The sequence below is a fragment of the Pseudomonas alkylphenolica genome, assembly GCF_016009175.1.
Lineage (GTDB): Bacteria > Pseudomonadota > Gammaproteobacteria > Pseudomonadales > Pseudomonadaceae > Aquipseudomonas > Aquipseudomonas alkylphenolica_B.
On sequence record NZ_JADUCM010000007.1, the window covers coordinates 183,698 to 189,846 of the forward strand.

A 6,149-nucleotide genomic window follows, 5' to 3' on the forward strand; every position below is an offset into this window, starting at 1 on the left:
GCAACCCCGAGGCATGGAATGGATAAAACCGACGTCTGGCCGTGCTCGCGGCTCAATGCAGCGCCTTGCGCGCAAAGTCGCGCAGGCGGAAACCGAACACGAACAGACTGCCGAAATACGTCACAACACCCGCCAGAATCAGCCCACCCAAACGCAGGAAGCGTTCAAGCATCTGCCCTTCTGCCCAGGCCGGCATGTAATGCATGCCTACCAGCAATACCGCCGACATCAACAGCACCGCCACAATCAGCTTGCCGAGGAACTTCGCCCAGCCCGGTTGCGGCTGGAACAACTGCTGCTGACGCAGCTTCCAGTACAGCAAACCGGCATTCAGACAGGCGCCCAGGCTGATGGCCAGGGCCAGGCCCGCGTGCTGCAGGTGGCTGATGAACGCCAGGTTGAACAACTGGGTACAGACCAGGGTAAACACGGCGATTTTAACCGGAGTACGGATGTTCTGCTGGGCATAGAACCCCGGTGCCAGCACTTTGACCAGGATGATGGCCAGCAGCCCCACCGAATAGGCGATCAGGGCGCGCTGGGTCATCGCGGCGTCGAAGGCCGAGAACTTGCCGTACTGAAACAGTGCCACGGTCAACGGCTCAGCCAGGATCGCCATGGCCAGGGTGCACGGCAGCACCAAAAGGAAACACAGGCGCAGGCCCCAGTCGAGAACACGCGAATACTCGTGACGGTCGCGATTGGCATAGGTCTTGGCCAGGGTCGGCAGCAAGATGGTGCCCAGGGCCACGCCCAGGACGCCGGACGGCAACTCCATCAGGCGGTCGGCGTAATACATCCACGACACCGAGCCGGCGACCAGGAACGACGCAAAGATCGTGTTGATGATCAGCGAAATCTGGCTGACCGACACCCCGAGGATGGCCGGCAGCATCTGCTTGAGCACCCGCCAGACGCCGCTGTCGCGCAGGTTCAGGCGCGGCAGCACGAGCATGCCGATCTTTTTCAGATGGGGTAGCTGATACAGCAGCTGGGCCAGCCCGCCGGCCAGCACGCCCCAGGCCAGCGCCATGATCGGCGGGTCGAAATACGGTGTCAGGAACAGGGTAAAGGCGATCATCGCCACATTGAGCAGCGTGGGCACGAACGCCGGTACCGAAAAGCGGTTCCAGGTATTGAGGATGGCCCCGGCCAGCGACGACAGTGAGATGAGCAATATATAAGGGAACGTGACCCTCAGCAGGTCAGTGGTCAGCTGGTACTTCTCGGCGCTGTCGACAAACCCCGGGGCGGTAACCCACACCACCCAGGGCGCTGCCAGGATGCCCAGGGCCGTGACCAGCGCCAGTACCAGAGTCAGCAGACCGCTGACATAGGCAATGAAGGTGCGGGTCGCCTCCTCGCCCTGCTGGGTCTTGTACTCCGCCAGAATCGGCACGAACGCCTGGGAAAACGCGCCCTCGGCGAAGATCCGGCGCAACAGGTTGGGCAGTTTGAAGGCAATGAAAAAGGCATCGGTGGCAACGCCAGCGCCGAATACCCGCGCAAGGATCGTGTCGCGGACAAAGCCCAGCACCCGGGAAATCATGGTGATGGAGCTGACGGCGGCCAGGGATTTCAGAAGGTTCATCGAAAGTTTTTCACGCCTTAAGATAAAGGGCTGTGCCGGAACGCGCCCAGTTGTGCGATACTCCGCGCCGCAACGCAAGCAGAGCAAAAACTCCCGAGTTTACAGGTCACACCGCAGAAGGGAATCACTCCCTTGTAAGGAACGACCACTCAGCGGAACCATGCAAGTGCCCTTGACAACCGATTAACTCATCGGCATGATTCGCGGCCTATTTTGTTTGCTATTTACCAAGTCTTTCGAGGAGCTCGACGGTGGCCAACTCACCTTCCGCCAAAAAACGTGCAAAACAGGCTGAGAAGCGTCGCAGCCACAACGCCAGCCTGCGTTCCATGGTTCGTACCTACATCAAGAATGTAGTTAAAGCCATCGACGCAAAAGACGCCGAAAAAGCGCAAGCTGCTTACATCCTGGCTGTGCCAGTTATCGACCGTATGGCCGATAAAGGCATCATCCACAAGAACAAGGCTGCTCGCCATAAAGGCCGTCTGAATGGCCACATCAAGGCGCTGAAACTGGCTGCCTAAGCGACACGCTTGTTAAAAAACCGACCCTAGGGTCGGTTTTTTATTGCCTGCGATTTAGTGTTCAAACTGCTCATTCTGTAGGAGCTGGCGTAGCCTGCGATCGATCGCGGAGCGATCGCAGGCTATAACCCAATACCGCAGTTACTTGCCGATCTGAATCTTCGGTGCCCACTGCAGCCATTCGTCTTCCGCCTTGTCGAACAAGGCAAAGGTCTGCTGTGGTCGTGCCGGGTTACCCATCTGTTCGCCATCTGGCGTGGCAAAGGCAATACCGCCTTCGATCATGGTTTCCAGCGACTCGGTACGCACTGTAGCCCCCTTGAACAAGCCGAAGTCGAAACCGAAGCCACTGCTGTTCCAGAACCGGCTACCACCTCGCACCAGCGCGGCATAACGCGGCTCGATGAGGATATGGATCAACACGCGGTCAGCCGTTTGCCCCAGCTCGAACCCTGTCACCTTGCCAACCGGGATCTCACGGTAGGTCACCGGCACACCGGGCTTGATCGAGCCCCGTCTCGGCGCACTGAGTACCAGCGAAAGCCCTGCTTCACGCTCGGAGAAATCAGGCGCCTCGGCCAGCGCATTGAATGTACGTTGCGGCCCCAGGTTCTTCACCGCCGGCTGCACCTCCAGGTACTGCCCGGTGACCAGGGTTTCCAGGTTTGCAGTCTTGACGATCCCCAGTGCCGGCTTGACCACCCAGAACTGTGTACCTTCGCGCGCAATGCGCTCCGGCACTTCGGTGATGCGCGCCTTGAGCAACACTGCCTGGAGGTCCTTGGTCAGGTCCACCTGCTCCACCTTGCCGACATCCAGGCCCTTGAAGCGAATCGGTGTGCCAACCTTCAGGCCGTCAGCACGCTCTACCCGAATCGTAACGGTAGTACCGCTGCGATTGGCTGCTTCCTGGTCCGTATGCAAGCGGAAGGTAGGAATACGGCGCTTCAGCGCTACATTGGGAGTCGGCGTGTCAAACGCGATACCACCGGCCATCAGGCTTTGCAGCGACTCGCTTTTGATCTGGATGCCCGACAAACCACCGGTAAGGGTGATGCCGCTGGCGTTCCAGAAGCGCGTCGAACCGTTGACCAGGTTGGCGTACTCCTTCTCGATGTGCACACCGATCAACAGGCGGCCACTCTTTTTCGAGAACTGGTAACTCTGCACGGTACCTACCTTCACCTGACGGTAAAGAATCGGGCTACCGACTTCCAGCGAACCGAGGTTGTCGCTGAACAGTACCAGGTGCAGGCCTGGCGCCTTCAGGTCGAGCGGAGGCGCTTTGGGTCGGGCTTCGAACTCACGCTGCGGAGAAGCGCCCTTGTCACCCGGGCGGATCGCAATGTAGTTACCTTTTACCAGGGCTTCCAGGCCAGTGATACCAGCCAGGGAGATCGACGGCTTGACCACCCAGAACTGGGTGCCGTCTACCAGGTAGTCCTCGGCCAGCGGGTCCAGGGTCAGCTCGGCGGTTGCACTGGTAAGGTCGCTATCGACCTTCAGGGCCTTGAGCGAACCGACCTGGATGCCTTTGTACATGACCGGCGTACGCCCGGCCTGCAGGCCCTCGAAGTCGCTGAGCTTGACCTTCACGCGGATACCCGCCTGGGCAGCATCGAAGTCTTCGTACAGGCGGAACGGCAGGTTCGTGTCGGTGGGCGGACTGTCCTTGCGGTGCTCGGGTGTCGCAAAGGCGATACCGCCGGCAACGATACTGGCAAGTGACTCGCTACGTACTTTCACCCCCGACAGGTTGGCATCGATACTGATGCCGCTGGCGTTCCAGAAGCGCGTGTGCTTGCGCACCAGCTTGGCGTAGGCAGGCTCGATGAACACCTTGACCTCCACCGTGCCCTGGTCTTCGGCCAGACGATAGCTTTTTACCCGACCAACCTGGATTTGCTTGTAGAACACCGGGCTGTCACGGTTGAGCGAGCCCAGCCGATCGGCCTTGAGGGTCAGGTGCAGGCCCGGTTCGCTGTCCGACAGGGGCGGCGCTTCATCCAGCGCCTTGAAGCGCTTGGTTGGCTCTCCCTCCCCCGGACTCACGGCAATGTAGTTGCCGGAAACCAGGGTCTCCAGACCGGTGATGCCGGCCAGGGTGACACTCGGCTTGACCAGCCAGAAGCGCGTCCCGGTGTTCAGATGCGGCTCGGCCTCCTTGTTCATCTCGATGGTAGCAATCACGCCGGTGTTGCTGCCCGTGGCATCCAGCACCAGCTCCTTGACCTTACCGACCGACATGCCCTTGAAGACCACCTCGGTCTTGTTGGCGACGATACCCTCACCGCTTTCGAAACGAACCTGGATATTCACCCCCGATTCGCTATAAGCCTGCCACCCCAACCAGCCACCAATGACCAGTGCGATGAGGGGCAATATCCAGATAGCCGACCAGTTCGAGGCTGGGCGGGTTTTAGCCGTAGGCAAATCACTCATTGTCGTCATCCGACTCCGTGTTATCCCAAATCAGTCGGGGATCAAAAGTTACAGCAGCGAGCATTGTCAGGATCACCACACTGGCGAAGGCGACCGCGCCGAGGTTGGCCTCGACACTGGCAATGCGGCCGAAATTCACCACCGCCACCAAAATGGCGATGACGAAGATGTCCAACATTGACCAGCGCCCGATGAATTCAATGAAGCGGTACATCAGGATGCGCTGGCGTGCAGACAAGGGCTGGTGGCGCTGTACCGAATACAGCAGCAAGGCAATGCCCACCAGCTTGAACGTCGGCACCAGGATGCTGGCGATAAACACCACCGCAGCGATCGGAAACATGCCGTGCTTCATCAGGGTGACAACACCCGACATGATGGTGTCCGGGCTCCCTTGCCCCAAGGCACTGACGGTCATGATCGGCAGGACGTTGGCCGGGATGTAGAGAATGGCCGCGGTGATCAGCAAAGCCCAGGTTCGCACCAGGCTGTTGGGCCGTCGCGCATGCACAATCGCACCGCATCGGTTGCAGGTTTGTGAAGTACTCTCCGGCTCCTGACGATTGAGTTCGTGGCATTCACCACAGATCAGAATCCCGGCATCAATCGCACGCATGCAGATCTTCCCCCGATAACGCTGTCCAGACCTGGTGAGGTGACATGACCACCTCCAGCCAGACCTGGACCAGCAACAAACTGACAAAACAGGCCAGCCCCAGGCCGAGACTCAGCTCAGCCAGATCGACCAACTTGACCATCGCGACCAGCACGCCCATGAAATAGACCTCGAGCATGCCCCAATCGCGCAGGTGGTGATAAATCCGGTACAGCAACAGACCGTAACTGCGCCCGATGTTCAGGCGAATGCTCAATAGCACGACCAGCTGACACAGCAACTTGAGTAGCGGGATGGCCATGCTGCAAAGAAATACAACCACCGCCACGCCGCGCATGCCGGTGTTGTACAGGCCGACCACACCACTCCAGACCGTATCGTCAGAGCTCTGCCCCAACAGGTGGAGTTGCATGATGGGCAGGAAGTTTGCGGGTATGTAGAGCAACAAGGCGGCCAGTACCAGGGCCAGGCTGCGCGGCACGACGTTGTGACGGTGGGCATAAAGCTCGTACCCACAACGCGGGCAATGTGCTTTCTCATCCAGCTTGAGCACCGGCTTGCGCATCAACAGGTCACATTCGTGACACGCCACCAGTTGATCCAGAGGCAGGTCAGCGAGCGGACGGGATTCGACGGAGTCGGACATAGTGAACTTCTGAGTTTACATAAGGGCGGTATTCTAACCGATACACGGCAGATGGAACCGATGCGGGTCAACGGCTGGCTTAAGGGCCTGCTCCGGAAATTTGCGAGCGCTTCGCACTCGATCGCAGGCTGTCGCCAGCTCCCACAGGATCGAGGGCGAGCTGCACTGGCGGCAGGCCGGAAAAGACAAAACCCCTACCTGCATACGCAGATAGGGGTTTCGGAATTTAATCTTGACGATGACCTACTCTCACATGGGGAAACCCCACACTACCATCGGCGATGCATCGTTTCACTGCTGAGTTCGGGATGGGATCAGGTGGTTCCAATG

5 protein-coding genes and 1 rRNA gene are annotated in these 6,149 nt (G+C 59.2%); 1 reads left to right on the top strand and 5 read right to left on the bottom strand.

The features are described from left to right. Window positions 1-52: 52 nt before the first annotated feature. Window positions 53-1,591: a murein biosynthesis integral membrane protein MurJ gene (gene murJ, locus I5S59_RS09750; protein WP_197876395.1), complete on the bottom strand. Its 1,539-nt coding sequence runs from the start codon at window positions 1,589-1,591 to the stop codon at window positions 53-55. A gap of 251 nt (window positions 1,592-1,842) precedes the next feature. Here murJ and rpsT point away from each other — a divergent pair, with 251 nt between their 5' ends. After that, a complete protein-coding gene (gene rpsT / locus I5S59_RS09755) occupies window positions 1,843-2,115 on the top strand; it encodes a 30S ribosomal protein S20 (protein ID WP_128323759.1) in 273 nt (90 codons plus the stop codon). Window positions 2,116-2,256: 141 nt separating this feature from the next. On the opposite strand, the gene I5S59_RS09760 is transcribed toward rpsT, so the two are convergent. From I5S59_RS09760 to rrf, 4 genes are all read right to left on the bottom strand, one after another. Continuing rightward, window positions 2,257-4,557 (bottom strand): PqiB family protein, encoded by a 2,301-nt coding sequence (locus tag I5S59_RS09760; RefSeq protein WP_197876396.1) that lies wholly within the window; start codon window positions 4,555-4,557, stop codon window positions 2,257-2,259. Next, window positions 4,550-5,173, bottom strand: coding sequence for a paraquat-inducible protein A (locus I5S59_RS09765; protein ID WP_197876397.1), 624 nt, complete (start codon window positions 5,171-5,173; stop codon window positions 4,550-4,552). The genes I5S59_RS09760 and I5S59_RS09765 overlap by 8 nt, the downstream gene beginning before the upstream one ends. Beyond that, window positions 5,160-5,819 (bottom strand): paraquat-inducible protein A, encoded by a 660-nt coding sequence (locus I5S59_RS09770; RefSeq protein WP_197876398.1) that lies wholly within the window; start codon window positions 5,817-5,819, stop codon window positions 5,160-5,162. The genes I5S59_RS09765 and I5S59_RS09770 overlap by 14 nt, the downstream gene beginning before the upstream one ends. A gap of 230 nt (window positions 5,820-6,049) precedes the next feature. Beyond that, window positions 6,050-6,149: ribosomal RNA gene (gene rrf / locus I5S59_RS09775) — 5S ribosomal RNA — on the bottom strand; the annotation flags it as partial.